This is a genomic window from Erythrobacter sp. 'gip.4 top 5' (assembly GCF_056495765.1).
The window spans coordinates 1747156-1761619 of sequence record NZ_CP200270.1 but is presented as its reverse complement, the minus strand read 5'-3'; the positions used below and the strand labels follow the sequence as shown (position 1 = coordinate 1761619).

At 59.5% G+C, this 14464-nt stretch carries 17 protein-coding genes and 1 tRNA gene; 5 read left to right on the top strand and 13 right to left on the bottom strand.

Annotated elements, in window-relative coordinates; all coding sequences use genetic code 11:
* The first annotated feature begins 44 nt into the window (after positions 1-44).
* The 4 genes from dapF to ACRANW_RS08420 are packed head-to-tail and all read left to right on the top strand — an operon-like array spanning position 45 to position 3599.
* Positions 45-860, top strand: a complete 816-nt coding sequence (dapF, locus tag ACRANW_RS08435) for a diaminopimelate epimerase (protein WP_479433902.1) — start codon at positions 45-47, stop codon at positions 858-860.
* Positions 857-2032, top strand: a complete 1176-nt coding sequence (locus tag ACRANW_RS08430; protein WP_479431366.1) for a MiaB/RimO family radical SAM methylthiotransferase — start codon at positions 857-859, stop codon at positions 2030-2032. The genes dapF and ACRANW_RS08430 overlap by 4 nt, the downstream gene beginning before the upstream one ends.
* Complete coding sequence (gene ftsY / locus ACRANW_RS08425; protein WP_479431365.1) at positions 2029-2952, top strand: signal recognition particle-docking protein FtsY; 924 nt, start codon at positions 2029-2031, stop codon at positions 2950-2952. Before ACRANW_RS08430 ends, ftsY begins: the two co-directional genes overlap by 4 nt.
* Entirely contained in the window at positions 2952-3599 is a 648-nt protein-coding gene (locus ACRANW_RS08420) for an inner membrane-spanning protein YciB (protein WP_479431364.1), read from the top strand. Before ftsY ends, ACRANW_RS08420 begins: the two co-directional genes overlap by 1 nt.
* A gap of 29 nt (positions 3600-3628) precedes the next feature.
* On the opposite strand, the gene ACRANW_RS08415 is transcribed toward ACRANW_RS08420, so the two are convergent.
* The 10 genes from ACRANW_RS08415 to ACRANW_RS08370 form a co-directional block, all read right to left on the bottom strand.
* A complete protein-coding gene (locus ACRANW_RS08415) occupies positions 3629-5572 on the bottom strand; it encodes a potassium transporter Kup (RefSeq protein ID WP_479431363.1) in 1944 nt (647 codons plus the stop codon).
* A gap of 137 nt (positions 5573-5709) precedes the next feature.
* Positions 5710-6357, bottom strand: a complete 648-nt coding sequence (locus tag ACRANW_RS08410) for a tetratricopeptide repeat protein (protein WP_479431362.1) — start codon at positions 6355-6357, stop codon at positions 5710-5712.
* A complete protein-coding gene (locus tag ACRANW_RS08405; RefSeq protein WP_479431361.1) occupies positions 6354-6797 on the bottom strand; it encodes a cytochrome c-type biogenesis protein in 444 nt (147 codons plus the stop codon). Before ACRANW_RS08405 ends, ACRANW_RS08410 begins: the two co-directional genes overlap by 4 nt.
* Positions 6794-7327, bottom strand: a complete 534-nt coding sequence (locus tag ACRANW_RS08400) for a DsbE family thiol:disulfide interchange protein (protein WP_479431360.1) — start codon at positions 7325-7327, stop codon at positions 6794-6796. Before ACRANW_RS08400 ends, ACRANW_RS08405 begins: the two co-directional genes overlap by 4 nt.
* A gap of 1 nt (position 7328) precedes the next feature.
* Positions 7329-9314 carry a heme lyase CcmF/NrfE family subunit gene (locus tag ACRANW_RS08395; protein ID WP_479431359.1) on the bottom strand — a complete coding sequence of 662 codons (1986 nt, stop codon included), beginning with the start codon at positions 9312-9314 and terminating at the stop codon, positions 7329-7331.
* A gap of 27 nt (positions 9315-9341) precedes the next feature.
* The gene (gene ccmE, locus ACRANW_RS08390) at positions 9342-9803 is read right to left on the bottom strand and encodes a cytochrome c maturation protein CcmE (protein WP_479431358.1); all 462 of its coding nucleotides are present in this window, start codon (positions 9801-9803) and stop codon (positions 9342-9344) included.
* 14 nt (positions 9804-9817) lie between these two features.
* Complete coding sequence (locus tag ACRANW_RS08385; RefSeq protein ID WP_479431357.1) at positions 9818-9958, bottom strand: heme exporter protein CcmD; 141 nt, start codon at positions 9956-9958, stop codon at positions 9818-9820.
* A complete protein-coding gene (gene ccmC, locus ACRANW_RS08380) occupies positions 9958-10713 on the bottom strand; it encodes a heme ABC transporter permease CcmC (protein WP_479433901.1) in 756 nt (251 codons plus the stop codon). Before ccmC ends, ACRANW_RS08385 begins: the two co-directional genes overlap by 1 nt.
* Positions 10714-10810: 97 nt before the next feature.
* Entirely contained in the window at positions 10811-11878 is a 1068-nt protein-coding gene (locus ACRANW_RS08375) for a Leu/Phe/Val dehydrogenase (RefSeq protein WP_479431356.1), read from the bottom strand.
* 47 nt (positions 11879-11925) lie between these two features.
* Positions 11926-12002, bottom strand: a tRNA-His gene (locus ACRANW_RS08370).
* Between the two features lie 234 nt (positions 12003-12236).
* On the opposite strand from ACRANW_RS08370, the gene ACRANW_RS08365 reads away from it, so the two are divergent.
* A complete protein-coding gene (locus tag ACRANW_RS08365; RefSeq protein WP_479433900.1) occupies positions 12237-12872 on the top strand; it encodes a prolyl hydroxylase family protein in 636 nt (211 codons plus the stop codon).
* 105 nt (positions 12873-12977) lie between these two features.
* Here the strand turns inward: ACRANW_RS08365 and rpmE are convergent, their stop codons facing one another.
* From rpmE to ACRANW_RS08350, 3 genes are all read right to left on the bottom strand, one after another.
* Positions 12978-13202, bottom strand: coding sequence for a 50S ribosomal protein L31 (rpmE, locus tag ACRANW_RS08360; RefSeq protein WP_479431355.1), 225 nt, complete (start codon positions 13200-13202; stop codon positions 12978-12980).
* A gap of 113 nt (positions 13203-13315) precedes the next feature.
* Positions 13316-13792, bottom strand: coding sequence for a 3-hydroxyacyl-ACP dehydratase FabZ (gene fabZ / locus ACRANW_RS08355; protein ID WP_479431354.1), 477 nt, complete (start codon positions 13790-13792; stop codon positions 13316-13318).
* A gap of 20 nt (positions 13793-13812) precedes the next feature.
* Positions 13813-14460, bottom strand: a complete 648-nt coding sequence (locus ACRANW_RS08350) for an OmpH/Skp family outer membrane protein (RefSeq protein ID WP_479431353.1) — start codon at positions 14458-14460, stop codon at positions 13813-13815.
* Between the last annotated feature and the right edge of the window lie 4 nt (positions 14461-14464).

The following is a 14464-nucleotide window of genomic DNA, read 5'->3' as shown; positions in this document are numbered from 1 at the left end:
GGCATAGACGCGCACCGGTGACGCAGGCTGTTTCCTTCATCAAGATGCATGGGCTGGGCAACGATTTCGTCGTGCTTGATGCGCGGACGGCGTCACTACCAAACATGACGCCGGACATCGCGCGAGTCTTGGGTGACCGGCGCACCGGGATTGGCTTTGACCAACTGGTTCTGTTGGAACAGAGCGAAACGCATGACTTTCGCATGCGGATCTTCAATTGCGATGGCAGCGAGGTCGAGGCCTGCGGTAACGCCGCGCGGGCGGTTGCGCTGCTGCATGGCGCTCCAGCCGTGATCGAAACCGGCGGCGGTCCGATTGCGCTGGAGCCGCATGACGGGGGCGCTCAGGTCGATATGGGTGCGCCGCGTTTTGATTGGCAGGCGATCCCGCTGGCCTTTACAATGGATACTGCAGCCATGCCGGTCGGATGGGTCGAAGGCGAATGCAATCTTGAATCCCCGATGGCGGTAAATGTCGGCAATCCCCACGCGGTGTTTTTCGTGGATGATGCTGATGCGATCCCGCTCGATATAATCGGCCCCGTGATCGAGCATGACCCGCTGTTTCCTGCGCGCGTCAACGTCAACGTAGCCAGCCTCGTCGGACCGGATCACTTACGCTTGCGGGTGTGGGAACGCGGTGCGGGGCTAACGCGGGCGTGTGGAACCGGCGCTTGCGCGACAGCGGTTGCAGCGATCCGGCGCGAGCTTGTGCAGAGCACTGTACGGGTGACGTTGCCCGGGGGCGATCTCGAAATTGCATGGTCTCCTGGCGGAACCATACTGATGCGCGGCCCTGCTGCGGAAAGCTATCGCGGCACCTTTCTGTGGGACGATTACGCAGCAGGAGCGCCGGTTTGAACGCGGCCCGGATTATCAGTCTCGGCTGCCGCATGAACATCGCGGAAAGCGAACGGATGCGCGCCATGCTGGCAGGTGAGCGCGATCTTGTGGTGGTCAATTCCTGCGCCGTAACAGGTGAGGCGCTGAGCCAGACGCGCAAGGCGATCCGCCGTGCGCGGCGTGATTATCCGGCGGCCCGGCTGGTCGTGACCGGATGTGCAGCGGAGATCGATCGCGCGGAAATCGGCGCAATGGACGAAGTCGATGCGCTGATCGGCAATGCGGTCAAGCTTGACCCGAAAGCCTGGAACGTCTCTGCAGATGCTCCGCCGACAGCCCCTGCCCGCACCCGCGCCTTTGTGGCGGTGCAGAACGGTTGCGATCACGACTGCACCTTCTGCGTCATCCCGCAAGGGAGGGGGCAGAGCCGTTCATTGAGCATCGCCGGAGTCCTACAGGAGGTTGGAAATCACCTTACGGCAGGCGCAAAGGAAATTGTCCTTACAGGTGTCGATCTTACAAGCTGGGGACATGATATTGCGAATACTCCGAGTCTCGGCACGCTTGTTCGGGCCATCCTAGATGAGTTTCATCAACTAACCCGCCTACGCCTGTCTTCGGTCGATGGGATCGAGATTGACGGCGGGCTATTCGACCTGCTGGCACACGAAATACGCGTCATGCCGCATCTGCACCTGTCACTTCAGCATGGTGCCGATCTGATCCTCAAGCGCATGAAGCGCCGCCATCAGCGCCGCGATGCGGTGGACCTGGTCGCACGGCTGAGGGCGCAGCGGCCCGGCATCGCCATCGGCGCAGACCTGATCGCCGGCTTCCCGACCGAGACCCCGGCGCACCACGCCGCAAACCTTGCCATCATCGATGATCTCGACATCGTCCATGCCCATATCTTCCCGTTCTCGCCCCGTCCCGGCACGCCTGCGGCGCGGATGCCGCAAATAGCGCGAGACGTGGTGAAAGACCGTGCGGCCGAGCTTCGGGCCCGCGCTGCTGCGCGCCGCGCCGCGTGGCTTCAAAGCCTTGTGGGCGAAACGCTTCCCGTCCTCGCCGAACAAGACGGCACAGGCTATGCCCCCAACTATGCCCGCGTCGCGTTGCCTGCACAGGCCGCAGCAGGCAACGTCATCGAAGTAAATATTCGCGAGGTCAGGGAGGGCCTGCTCGTATGAGTGAAACCAGCTGGAGCCAGCGACTGCTGGGCGGCTTTGCCAAGACGTCCGAACGCCTCACCGCAAACCTTGCCAGCGTCGGCGGAAGCGCGAAACTTGATGATGCGACCCTAGATGAGGTCGAAGATGCGCTGATCATGTCGGATCTTGGCCCGGCGGCAGCGGCGCGCATTCGCACGCGGCTTTCGGACAAGCGGTTCGGGCTTGAAATTACGACCCGCGAACTGAAGGAAGCTGTGGCGGAAGAAATCGCTGCAATCCTGCGTCCGGTGGCAAAGCCTCTGGAAATCACAGCCTTTCCGCGACCGCAGGTAATTCTGGTGATCGGTGTGAATGGCAGCGGCAAGACCACCACCATCGCCAAACTCGCTAACCTGTTTCAGGAAGATGATTATGGCGTGTTGCTGGCCGCTGGTGACACCTTCCGGGCTGCAGCCATCGGGCAACTCGCCACGTGGGCAGAACGCATCGGCGTTGATCTGGTGCGCGGCCCGGAAGGCGGCGACCCAGCGGCCATCGTGTTCGATGCGGTGAAGCAAGCGACGGATACCGGAATTGATGCCCTGATCGTCGACACCGCAGGGCGCCTCCAGAACAAGAAGGAATTGATGGAGGAGCTGGCAAAAATCCGCCGCGTCCTTGGCCGGCTCAATCCCGAGGCACCGCATGATGTCGTGCTGGTCCTCGATGCAACCAATGGCCAGAATGCGCTCGCTCAGATCGATGTCTTCAAGGAAGTCGCGGGCGTCACCGGCCTCATCATGACCAAGCTTGATGGGACCGCACGCGGCGGTGTGCTGGTCGCAGCGGCCGAGCAATACGGCTTGCCGATCCACGCCATCGGCGTGGGCGAGAAAATCGAAGACCTGCGCCCGTTCGACCCTGATTTGGTCGCCCGCGTGATTGCCGGAGTGGCGTGATGAGTGACAATGAAACCAAGAAGGCCGCATCCAGCTGGCTCAATGTCGCAGTCGATTATGGGCCGCTTGCGGTGTTCCTCGGCGTCTATCGCTGGAGCGCGCCCGAAGAGACGAGCGCAACCGGCGAGATTGGCGCGATCATCAATGGCACGGGCGCCTTCATGGTGGCCGCCGTGATCGCGCTTCTCGTGTCCAAATGGCGGCTGGGCAGGGTTTCTCCGATGCTGTGGTTTTCGACCGCGCTGATTGTCGGCTTTGGCAGTCTGACGATTTTTTTCGGCGATCCGACCTTTGTGCAGATTAAGCCAACAATCATCTATTCGACCTTCGGGGTCGTGTTGCTGGTGGGGTGGTCACAAGGCCGCGCTCTGCTGAAAATCCTGCTCGAAGCCGCGTTCGAGGGCCTGTCGGATAAAGGCTGGCTCAAGCTGTCGCGCAACTGGGGGATGTTCTTCCTGGCACTGGCGATCCTCAACGAGGTTTTGCGCGCGCAGATGGATTTTGAAGGCTGGCTATGGGCCAAGCTGTGGGTGTTTCTGCCGCTAACCTTCCTGTTCACCTTCAGCCAAATCCCGATGCTGCTGAAGAATGGACTCAGCTTTGAGGATAAGGGCGAAGTCCTCAAGGACGAACCGCCAACGTCATAAGGCAGCACCCAAGGACAAAGCGGAGCGGATCAGATTTCCACTTGGCTCCCTAGCTCCACCACCCGATTGGTCGGAAGGCGGAAAAATGCCATCGCGCTTGCTGCGTTGCGCAGCATCCAGGCAAACAGCTTTTCACGCCAGATGGCCATACCCGGCTTCGATGACGGCAGCAGGGTCTGGCGCGAAAGGAAAAAGCTCGTGTGCATCATGTCAAACTTGCCCCCGCAAAGGTCGAGCGTGCCGAGCAACCGAGGCACGTCGGTTTCCTCTAAGAAGCCACAATTAATAGTGACCCGGTAGAACCCGTTGCCCAAATCCTTGCATTCGTATCGCTCTGCTTGATCGACATAGGGCATCCCCTGTACCGCCACGGTCAGGATCAACACGCGTTCGTGCAGTACCTTGTTGTGCTTGATATTGTGTAGCAGCGCAGACGGAACGCCCGAGTTTGTCGAGGCCATGAACACCGAAGTGCCCAGTACGCGGGTCGCCGAATTCTGGGCGCTTTTGGCGAAAATTTCGATCGGAAGGGCGCTTTCGGTCATGCTTGCCCGCATCAGCTCGCGCCCGCGCGACCAGGTGGTCAGCAGCGTGAAAATGACAAAGCCAATCAGCAACGGCACCCACCCGCCCTGGGGCACCTTGATGAGGTTTGCACCGAAGTAGGCGATATCCACGATCAGGAAGACGATCACCAGCGGCAACGCCTTCCAAACAGGCCAGCGCCATAGTGCGAACAGCACGGCGGCCAAGAGCAGCGTATCGATGAACATCGCGCCCGTCACTGCGATCCCATAGGCCGCGGCCAGATTGCTCGATGACTGGAAGAACAGCACCAGCAGGATCACCATGACCATCAGGCCCCAGTTGATTGCCGGGATGTAGATTTGCCCTGCAGCCGATGCGCTGGTATGGTGAATTTCCATGCGGGGAATAAAGCCCAGCTGGATAGCCTGCTGGGTCAGGCTGAACGCGCCTGAAATCACAGCCTGGCTGGCGATGATGGTTGCAAGCAAGGCCAGAATAATCACGGGCACCCGGACGATATCGGGGATCATCAGGAAGAACGGATCCTGGATCAGCGCCGTGGCCGCTTCGGGCGATGTCTGCGACAATATCAGGGCGCCCTGCCCCATGTAATTTAGCATCAAGGCCGGAAAGACAAAGCTCAGCCACGACAACGCGATCGGCTTGCGCCCGAAATGCCCCATGTCGGCATAGAGCGCCTCAGCACCGGTCACCGCCAGCACGACACTGCCCAGAGCGATGAAGGCGACAAGTCCATCTGTGGCAAAAAAGCGCAGCGCGTTAAGCGGATTGATGGTTTCCAGAATGATCGCGGGATTGGCGCTCAGGTGCATCACGCCCAAGACTGCCAACATTGCGAAATAGGTCAGCATTACAGGACTGAACAGCTTGCCTACTCGTTCGGTCCCACGCGATTGGATCGCGAACAGGCCGAACAGGATCGCAACGGCAGTTGGCACGATCCACGGCTTAAAGCCCGGCACGATGTATTGCAGGCCCTCAGTCGCGGAAAGAACCGAGATTGCCGGCGTGATCATGCTGTCGCCATAAAACAACGCCGTTGCGAATACACCGAGCAGCACCAGCGGCGCTGTCCATCCGGCCTTGTCCGAGGTGCGCTTGATCAAGGCGAGCAACGCCAGACTTCCGCCTTCACCCTGGTTGTCAGCGCGCATGATCGTGAGAACGTATTTCACCGTCACCACCATCATCATCGACCAGAAGACAAGGCTCAATACACCATGGATGTGCTCGGCATCGGGCGTAATGCCCGGAACCCCGTTGTGCGAAGCGAAGGTTTCACGGAAAGCATACAGCGGGCTGGTGCCGATATCGCCGAACACCACGCCAACAGCGCCGATCGCGAGGGCACCTGTCGACGCACGGCGCCCGGTTGCGTGTCCATTCCCAACGGGCGGGTCAGCGGGGTCGGCTGTGCTGTTCATGTCGATCGGATTTCCCGTATCACGCGATACCACCCGTCCTGTCAGAACGATTTAGACCGGTAATGCGGCGCGCCTAGCACTGCGCGTTCGCACCTGCAACAATACCGGCATACGCAGCGCGTGCCGGCGACGGGTCATCACTGCCCTTGCAACATCGGTGCGCGCGCAATCATGTCATCGAGCCGCGCGACCTCGCCTTCAAGGCCTGCCCGCCAAGGCGCATCGAGAGGCGAATTTTCGAGGAGATTCGCCCAAACACTGCGTGCTGCAGCAATTTCACCGCTCTGAAGATAGGCGAAGCCCAGAAAATATTCAGCGCCAGGATGGCGCGGATCAACCGCCTTTGCCCTGCCAAAAGCTTGTACGGCCGCAGGCGTAACAAACCCATCGGCATGGCCAACCAACGCAAGACCCAGCGCAAGCCAGCTTTCGGTATCACGCGGGTTGGTGATCAGGCCCCGTTGCAGCATCGCGGCAGCATCGGCAAACTGCCCACGGCGGGCAAAGGCATCGGAGGTAACCAGATAGTCGGGCGCTGGAAGCGTGCGGGAAAAGAGCGCGGATCGGCCCTCAACCATCGCTTCGCCTTGACCGGAGGTTTGGGCCAGCGAGGTCTTGGGCGCTGAGGCCTGTCCTGGCGAGCCTTGCCACGTATACCCTGCAAGGCCGATTGCCAACACCGCGCCAAACAAGCCCATGCCTTCGCGCGGCAATTTCAAAGCCAGCAAGGCCAGCGCGAATGCCGCCAGTGCCAAGGCGCCCACGGCCAGCCAGCCACCGATCATGCCGCGTCTCCTGCATCGCTGCGCCGCTTGCCCAGACGCCGCAAAAGGACGCCTGTTACGATCAGCAACAGCAAGACAGGCCCGGCAAACAGCGGCCATGTCGTCGCACTGACTTCAGGCTCGTAGCTCACGTAATCGCCGTAACGAGCAATCAGCCAGCTGCGAATTTCGCCCGGGCTTTCGCCTGCGAGAATGCGGCTGCGCACCTGATGACGCATATCGCCAGCCATTGGCGCGTCGGAATCGGCAATGCTTTGCGACTGGCACTTTAGGCAGCGCAAACTGTGCATCAGCTCTGTGGCTTCAGCCTCCAAACGGGGATCGTCGAGCTGATTATAGGCATAGGGCGCAGGCGGCAGCGAATCTTGCGCCCGCAGCGGAACGACCAGCACGCTAGCCAGAAGAACCAAGATCCATCCGATCACACGTTGGAGGATCATCGCGCCTTCTCCAGTTCGGCAAGCAGCATGGGCACATCATCCTGCCGGATATCGCCGATATGCTGATAGCGGATCACACCGCTTGCATCGATGACGAATGTTTCAGGCACGCCTGAAGAACCGATCGCCAACTGTACTTCGGAAATCTTGTCACTACCGATGGCGGCGTAGGGATTGCCATATCGACCTAGGAAGTTTGCAACGTCTTCGGGGCGATCACGAATGGCGATGCCGATGATCTCGATGCCCTCGGCCTCGAGAGCCTCCAACTGCGGCGCTTCGGCGATGCACGGCAGGCACCAGCTCGCCCAGATATTGAGCAGCCTTGGCTTGCCTCCGACGAAGTCTGCCTTGGTCGCACCTGGAAGGCTTTCGACGGCTGGCTCAAGCGCAAATTGAGGCAGCATTTCACCGATCATCGTGCTTTCAACGAATTCGGCCTTCTCTTGGGTCAGCATATATCCTGCAATGCCCGCAAAGAAAGCGAACAGCGCAAGCGGCACCCAAAGAAATACCCGAGAACGCATCATCCTACTCCGCCGGGACCGGCGAGGCAGCATCCAGCGCCTCTAGATCGGAACGACGGACCGCTCCCTTGGCAACCGCCCTGCGGCGGCGGACATCAACGTTTACGCGTCCTGCAATTGCCAGAATGCCGCCCAGTCCGATCAGCAGGCCGCCGTACCAGATGAATGTCACAAAGGGTTTCCACCAAACGCGGATCTGCCAGCGACCATCTTCGGCCTGATTGCCGATGACGGCGTAAAGCTGCCCATCCCAGCGCGTGAGCAGCGCGCTTTCGCTGGTGGCTTGCGCCGGTGACCAGAAGCTGCGCGCCTGGGGGCTCAGGATGACAGGCTCGCCGCCATCCTTGCTGATTGCCAGCCGCGCTTCGATGGCCGTCCAATTCGGCCCTGCGACAGGTGTAACGCTTTCAAGCGTAAAGCTGAAATCGCCAATTTGCTCGGTTCCACCAGGTGCCACCGCGGCAAGACGCTCCTGCGAAAACGCGCCTTCGCAAGCCATGCCGAACAGCGAAACCGCAACACCGAAATGCGCGATGACCATGCCCCAGGTTGCGACGGGTACGCGTGAGATCGCACGTCCGCGCAAGGGCAGGAATGCCGCCACGCCTAAGGCTGCTGCGAGGCCAAGCCCAAGCAACGGCAAAAGCGGGAATTGCCCGAAGAAGCTGACCGCCGCGATAACGCCAATGAAAAGCGCTCCCATGAGAGCCAGCTCGAACTGTAGCCGAGCGGGCTTATCGCTCTTCCAGCGCAACAACGGGCCGACTGCCATGACAAGGAACATCGGCACCGCGAAGATGGCCGAAGCCGGATTGAAGTACGGCGGCCCAACAGAAACGCGCACATCGAACATTTCGGTCAGCAAAGGATAAAGCGTACCGAGCAAGACGATCGCCAAAATCGCCGAAAGCATGACATTGTTGAACACCAGTGCGCCTTCGCGGCTGCTGACTGCAAATCGTTTTCCTTCTGACACTGCACCGGCGCGCAGAGCAAAAATTGTAAAGGCCCCGCCGATATAGAGCGCCAATAAAATGAGGATGAACGCTCCACGTTCAGGATCTACGGCGAAGGCATGAACGCTGGTCAACACGCCGGACCGAACAAGGAAGGTTCCCAACATCGACATCGAGAACGCCAGAACGCCCAGCATGATCGTCCACGTCCGCAACGCATCTCGCGCAGCCAGAACGCTCACCGAATGCATCAGCGCTGTCGCTGCAAGCCACGGCATCAACGAGGCGTTTTCGACCGGGTCCCAGAACCACCAGCCGCCCCAGCCCAATTCATAATAGGCCCAGTAGGAGCCTGCAGTAATGCCCAGAGTCAAAAGTACCCATGCCCCCAGAACCCACGGGCGCATCACACGGGCAAAAGATGGATTGACTTCGCGGGTCAGCAAAGCTCCCATCGCAAGGCTGAAAGCGACCGATAACCCGACATACCCGGCGTAAAGCGTTGGCGGGTGGATCGCGAGGCCGATATCCTGCAGCAGGGGATTGAGCCCAGTGCCTTCCGCTGCTGGGACAGGCAACCGCTTAAACGGGTTAGAAGACAACAGGAGAAACGCATAGAAGCCCAGCGCCACGAAGCCCTGGACAGCAAGCGTTGCCCCCATCGTCTTCTCAGGCAACCGCCTTTCAAATGCAGCGAGCATTCCACCCGAAAGCGCCAGCACACCAACCCACAGAAGCATTGACCCTTCATGGTTTCCCCATGTCCCGGTCAATTTATAAAGCATCGGTTTCATCGAGTGCGAATTGCTCGCCACAAGCTTGATCGAAAGATCAGTGATCGCGAATGCCCAAAGCAGCATGAGAAAGGCCAGCACGGCAAGGAATGCTTGCACAATGGCTGCAGGCCGCGCGTACATCGCTAGCGGATTGACTTCACCATCTGCGGCCTTGAGCGCAAAAGCGCCGGAGGCGATTTGCAAAACCGCCAGTGCGGCGGCGAGCCACAAGGCAGCCAAACCGATTTCGGGAATCATGACTTGGCCCTCATTTGTGCCACAAGGCTAATTCAGCCCCACCGTTGTTTCTGCAGCCATCTTGGCCGCCTGATCCGTCCCCATACCCTCCAGTTCCCTGGGTACGTAATTCTCGTCATGCTTAGCCAGCAGGTTTGTCGCGAGAAACACGCCATCGGAGCCAAGACTACCCTCCGCCACGACGCCGGAATTTTCCACGAACAGATCGGGCAAGATACCACTATACTTTACAGGGACCGCATCGGCCGTGTTGCCGGTCACCATGAAATTGACGGTGATGCCATCAGCCTCGGTCTTGATTGAGCCAGCCTGCACCATCCCGCCCAAGCGCACCGCCTGACCCACTTCGGGCGGCTCGGAAGCCATCTGCTCGGGCAGGTAAAAGTAGTTCGCCTGATTACGCAGCGACCATGCGGCAAGCAATCCCGCCCCGACAATCGCAACGAGGGCGATAATCACCAGGACCAGGCGTTGATGTTTTGCTTTCATCGCACGATTTCCGTTCAACGTCGCCGCGTCGCATCGCGCCGCGCTTCAGCGCGCGCCATGGAGCGCCACGCCCAGATAATGAGGAGCGCCAGCGCAATGCCGCCGACGCCATAGGCGAGCCATACAAAGTCCCATTGGTTCAGGTCTTCACGCATTACGCCTGCTCTATCGCTGGAGCTACTTGCGGCACATCGTCATCAAGAGCGCGACGACGCAGACGCGCTTCGATCTGGCTCTGCGCAATCAGGGCGCGCATCCGCATCAATACGATCGCGCCAAACAACAACGAGAACCCTACGACTGCAACCAGCATCGGCACAAGAAACGTCGCCTCAATGGCGCTTTTTCCAGCTGTGATGCTCGGTGGCTGATGGAGCGAGTTCCACCAGACGACAGACCGATTGATAATCGGAACATTAATCGCTCCAACCAGCCCGAAAATCGCAGCAATCTTGGTCGATGACCGTTCGTGCTGAGCTGCTTCGGTCAGCGCAATGTAGCCCGCATAAAGAAACAATAGCACCAGCATTGAAGTCAGGCGCCCGTCCCACTCCCACCATGTTCCCCAAGTAGGCCGACCCCAAATAGAGCCCGTAGCGAGACAAATTGCGCAAAACACCATCCCCGGCACAGCAATCGCGCGTGCCGAGAGTGCTGCAAGAGGATGCTTCCAAATGAGGAGCATCGCAGATGATAGCGCAATACCTCCCCAGCCGCCCATTCCGAGCCAAGCGGCGGGCACGTGGATAAACAGTATCCGCACGGTATCACCCATCAGGCGGTCGGGTGGAACCATGAACAGGCCCCACGCAACTGCGCCTAACGACAGCACAAGGCCGCTCCAAAACAGAAGCGGCATGAGCCATCGTGCAAGGCTCAAAAAACGGGTAGGGTTCGCATAAACGTGCATGGTTATATGTATCCAAGCGGGCTTGTAGCCTGACACCCACTCTGGACAAGACTGCAATTCATGCAACGGGGCTTTCGTTCCAGGCCATGCACCTGCCTCAGCCGCGCCCGATCAGCTTCTGCGCCATGCGATCAGCCACCACATCCGAAGAAATGCCGGTGCTTTGGCTTTGCTGCCAGATCGATTCCAGGCGCTCGGGGATCCTCTCGACCAGCGTGTTTACCTCGGCAACGTCTCCTGAGTTACCCTTGCGACGCGCGAGATATTCAGTCGCGACCGAGATAATTCCGCCAGCGTTAATGACATAATCGGGCGCGTACAGAATGCCGCGTGCGGCCAGCGCTGCACCATGCTCTGGACGGGCAAGCTGATTATTGGCACCTCCTGCGACAATTGCGCAGTCGAGCGCCGCAATGCCGGCATCATCAAGCACAGCTCCCAATGCATTTGGGCTGAACACGTCACACGGCGTTCCCATGATAACATCTGATGAAACCGCCGTGCCGCCAAGCTCTGCAGCCAACCCTGCAGCACGTTCAGCATTGATGTCGGCCAGCGTCAATTTTGCACCGTCACGCGCCAGCAGGCGCGCAACGCCGCCACCGACGGAGCCTGTGCCCTGAACAGCGATACGCACACCAGCCAGATTATCCTGACCCAATTTGTGCCGCACCGCGGCTTTGATGCCGAGATAGATGCCGTACGCCGTGAAGGGCCCCGGATCGCCGCCCGCCCGCCCTTGGCCCGTAACAGGAAGTCCCGACACATGAGCGGTACGCTGCGACACGGCAACCATGTCAGCTTCTGAAATGCCAACATCCTCGGCAGTAACGTAACGTCCGCCCATGCCTTCCACAGCGTCACCGAAAGCCGCAAGCATTTCCGGTGTTTTGATGCGTTGTTCGTCGACAAGGATCACGGCTTTACCGCCACCCATCGGCAGACCGGCCATCGCGTTTTTGTAGCTCATCCCACGCGAAAGACGTAAGGCATCGCGCATGGCAAGGGCCGGAACGTCATAATGCCAGAACCGGGTGCCACCGGCTGCAGGCCCGAGGTGGGTTGAATGAACCGCGATAATCGCGGTCAGCCCGCTCGCCTGATCGTGAACCACCTGCACCAATTCGTGCGCGTCAAAATCAGGCTCAGCCCAAAAAGCTGTCATGTCATCTCCCCTGTCAGGCGCGGCACTGCCAAGCAGCAAGGGGGAATTGGGGCGACCAACGGGGTTCGAACCCGCGACCTCCGGTACCACAAACCGGCGCTCTAACCAACTGAGCTATGGTCGCCACACGCCCCTGCTCGCATACCACCATTTCGGTCGCTGCCAAGCCCGCGCGAAGAAGCGCGGTTTACGCATGGCAGACACTCCGTCAAGCGCGCTAACGAGGACGGCCGGCCTCTTGCACAAAGACCTGCCGTGGGGAAGTGAAAACTGCTTCACGGGATCACACACGCAACAATATTACGCAGCCCAGTGGATCTTTTATAAGCCCCCTTCCGCATCTATCGTCACACCCACCATGAAAAGCTTATGCGACTCAATCGCCGCGCGGATCGCGGGTCACCCAAACGTTCAACGCGTTCCCACGATCAAAGCGACCGTCTTCCAGTGTAAGCGTTTTGTACCCGCCACTCTCGCATCGGCTCTCATAACACTCATCGATGCAGGCCGCCGCCCGTCGACCATCGCGGACGACAATGGCGATGCCTATTTTCGGACCAGCGAAACCTGCGATTTGCCACCTGATGCGTTGCCTGTGCAGAGCATAGAAGCACGACTCGCCGAGCTGTCCGGCATCGACCCATCTTACGGCGAGCCGCTACAAGGCCAACGCTACGCCGAGGGGCAGGAATTCAAGCCGCACACCGATTACTTTGCCCCCGATGGGCGTGATTTCCAAAAGTTCTGCGCGCTATCGGGCAACCGCACGTGGACGTTCATGGTCTATCTCAACGATGTCACCGCTGGCGGTGCGACGCGCTTCAAGCTGCTCAACAAGACGTTTCAGCCGGAGCTCGGCAAGCTCTTGTGCTGGGACAACCGCCTGCCGGACGGCGGGATCAACCATGCGACACTTCACCATGGCATGAAGGTCAGGCGGGGGGTCAAATACGTCATTACCAAATGGTATCGCGAGCAGCCCTGGCAGGGCTAACCTTGCAGGAAAAGGAAAAGGGCGACCCCGTCAGGCCGCCCTCCTAACGCAGCCCGAAGGCCGCGAACTATAAGGCGCGACCACCCGGCCGCCCCTGATCTGCAATCACTTCTTGAGGCTGAGACCACCAAAGCGCTTGTTGAACTGGGCCACACGACCGCCTTCCTGCACCTGCTGCCGGCCACCAGTCCACGCAGGGTGGCTCAGCGGATCGATTTCGAGCGCGAGCACATCGCCTTCCTTACCCCAAGTGGAGCGAGTCTGGAATTCCGTACCATCGGTCATCTTGACCGTGATCATGTGGTATCCGGGGTGACCTTCGGCCTTCATGGTTATGTCCTTTGCAGCATGGTGCCGGTACCGACCGGCGCAGCTATGAATGGGAAGCGGCGCGGTTAGGCGGGAACGCTACGCAATGCAAGCTTTGATCGCTGCCCGATCGATCAAGCTGGGGGGTCTGTCATCATCGCGGTGAATTCCACTTCGCAGGTGGTCTTGCCTTCAACGCTCGCGACACCTTTGAACTTGTAAACGCGGCTGCGCTTCTGCGTAAATTCCACGTGAAGATCCAGCAGGCATCCGGGCGTCACAGGAGCGCGGAACTTGGCGCTTTCAATTCCCATGAAAATCACCAGCTTGCCGGTGCCGGCCAATTCCATCGTTTCAATTCCGAGGATGCCGGCCGCTTGCGCCAGCGCCTCGATTTGAAGAACACCGGGCATGATCGGGGCGCCGGGAAAATGCCCCTGAAAAAACTGCTCGTTCATGCTCACAGCCTTCACCGCATGAATGCGGTCACCAAGCATGATCGACTTAACCCGATCAACCAGCAGTAGCGGGTAACGGTGCGGCAAGGCCTTGAGGATCTTGACGATGTCGTAATCCAGCACCTCGGCTGACACGTTACCCGCTTCGGTCATTGTTTAATCTCCGCGAAAAATCAGCGACCAACCGGCGCGGCAGTATTGTCCGGCTGCGCAGCTTGCTGCTGCTGCGCCTGCGCGTATTGCGCGGCGAGCAGACGCTGCTGGATCTCTTGATACAGCTGGGCACCTTCACGGCTCGGTTGCCAGCCCGCAGGCGGAACCACACCAACATTCGGCACGCGGGTATTCAGCGCGGCTGTCACCTTTTGCGTAATGTCGGCTTCGGGAACAGCGTAAAGCACCGTTGCGGGATCTAGGATAACCTTGATCTGATTAGTGGTGGCCACCTCCTGCAAAGCCGCACCATACTGAACAATGATCTGCTCGATCGCATAAACGCGTGCGCCATCGATCTGATTTGAGAGTCCCTGAATTTCCTGCTCAAGGGTTTGCAGCTTGGGCATGTCAGATGACGCCTGCATCGCTGCCTGCTCGGTTTCGTCGACCTGCTTGTCACCATTCTTGTCAAACTTGGCGAGCATCGCCTGCCGCTCCTGCACCTTGGTGCGTCGCAGTTCATTCTGCTGAGCATAAGTTGTGTTGACCTGCTCGTACGCGGTCTGAAAGGCGGTCGTACCAATAATCGTCCGCGTAACGTCAACTGAAGCCATCCGGCCATCAACTTGGGCCTGAACAGGCAGCGCGACGGTGGCAGCCAGCACAAGG

Bases quoted from the DNA above. Each gene is read 5' to 3' on its own strand.
- dapF (WP_479433902.1), top strand. From the start codon at position 45: ATGCATGGGCTGGGCAACGATTTCGTCGTGCTTGATGCGCGGACGGCG.
- ftsY (WP_479431365.1), top strand. From the start codon at position 2,029: ATGAGTGAAACCAGCTGGAGCCAGCGACTGCTGGGCGGCTTTGCCAAG.
- ACRANW_RS08420 (WP_479431364.1), top strand. From the start codon at position 2,952: ATGAGTGACAATGAAACCAAGAAGGCCGCATCCAGCTGGCTCAATGTC.
- ACRANW_RS08415 (WP_479431363.1), bottom strand. From the start codon at position 5,572: ATGAACAGCACAGCCGACCCCGCTGACCCGCCCGTTGGGAATGGACAC.
- ACRANW_RS08410 (WP_479431362.1), bottom strand. From the start codon at position 6,357: ATGATCGGTGGCTGGCTGGCCGTGGGCGCCTTGGCACTGGCGGCATTC.
- ACRANW_RS08405 (WP_479431361.1), bottom strand. From the start codon at position 6,797: ATGATCCTCCAACGTGTGATCGGATGGATCTTGGTTCTTCTGGCTAGC.
- ACRANW_RS08400 (WP_479431360.1), bottom strand. From the start codon at position 7,327: ATGATGCGTTCTCGGGTATTTCTTTGGGTGCCGCTTGCGCTGTTCGCT.
- ACRANW_RS08395 (WP_479431359.1), bottom strand. From the start codon at position 9,314: ATGATTCCCGAAATCGGTTTGGCTGCCTTGTGGCTCGCCGCCGCACTG.
- ccmE (WP_479431358.1), bottom strand. From the start codon at position 9,803: ATGAAAGCAAAACATCAACGCCTGGTCCTGGTGATTATCGCCCTCGTT.
- ACRANW_RS08385 (WP_479431357.1), bottom strand. From the start codon at position 9,958: ATGCGTGAAGACCTGAACCAATGGGACTTTGTATGGCTCGCCTATGGC.
- ccmC (WP_479433901.1), bottom strand. From the start codon at position 10,713: ATGCACGTTTATGCGAACCCTACCCGTTTTTTGAGCCTTGCACGATGG.
- ACRANW_RS08375 (WP_479431356.1), bottom strand. From the start codon at position 11,878: ATGACAGCTTTTTGGGCTGAGCCTGATTTTGACGCGCACGAATTGGTG.
- ACRANW_RS08365 (WP_479433900.1), top strand. From the start codon at position 12,237: ATGAAAAGCTTATGCGACTCAATCGCCGCGCGGATCGCGGGTCACCCA.
- rpmE (WP_479431355.1), bottom strand. From the start codon at position 13,202: ATGAAGGCCGAAGGTCACCCCGGATACCACATGATCACGGTCAAGATG.
- fabZ (WP_479431354.1), bottom strand. From the start codon at position 13,792: ATGACCGAAGCGGGTAACGTGTCAGCCGAGGTGCTGGATTACGACATC.